Origin of the sequence: Streptococcus hillyeri (genome assembly GCF_003686955.1) — a bacterium.
Classification (GTDB): Bacteria; Bacillota; Bacilli; order Lactobacillales; family Streptococcaceae; genus Streptococcus; species Streptococcus hillyeri.
In genome coordinates, this window is sequence record NZ_RCVM01000064.1 from 1 (window position 1) to 421 (window position 421).

Sequence of the window (421 nt, forward strand, 5' to 3'; positions counted from 1 at the left end):
GAGTTGGCAAGGCTGAGGATAATGCTGAGGATAATGCTGAGGATAATGCAGGATAGACAGAGCACTAGAGATTGCATGCAATCTCGTACCTATCACCTCAGCCTGCCGCTGGCTCTTTTCCAGAACTAAGAATGCGTTCTTAAAAATCCAAACTTGATACCGTTTAAATCTATTTTCACAAAAAGAGTTTTTACCCTCTCGTTTGTTTTCTGAATATATAAAATTAATTCATCCTCAAAACCTTCGTGCGGATGAAAACCAAATGTGCCAAAACTTAATCCATCAATAAGCAAAATAAGGTTTTTAAACCTGTCAGGAATCACCGCTTCACTTCTTAAAAAAAATAAACCAATAGTCTTATTTCCATTCAGGTATTCAATATTAATATTCATACGTTAATCCGATTTATCCTTCTCAGGGG

1 protein-coding gene is annotated in these 421 nt (G+C 36.3%); it reads right to left on the bottom strand.

Features of this window, described 5'->3' with window-relative positions; genetic code table 11:
* Positions 1-125: 125 nt before the first annotated feature.
* Entirely contained in the window at positions 126-392 is a 267-nt protein-coding gene (locus EAF07_RS10465) for a hypothetical protein (protein ID WP_001024536.1), read from the bottom strand.
* Positions 393-421: the final 29 nt, after the last annotated feature.

What these genes read in the sequence shown, in the direction of transcription:
- EAF07_RS10465 (WP_001024536.1), bottom strand. Translation starts at nt 392, where the DNA reads ATGAATATTAATATTGAATACCTGAATGGAAATAAGACTATTGGTTTA.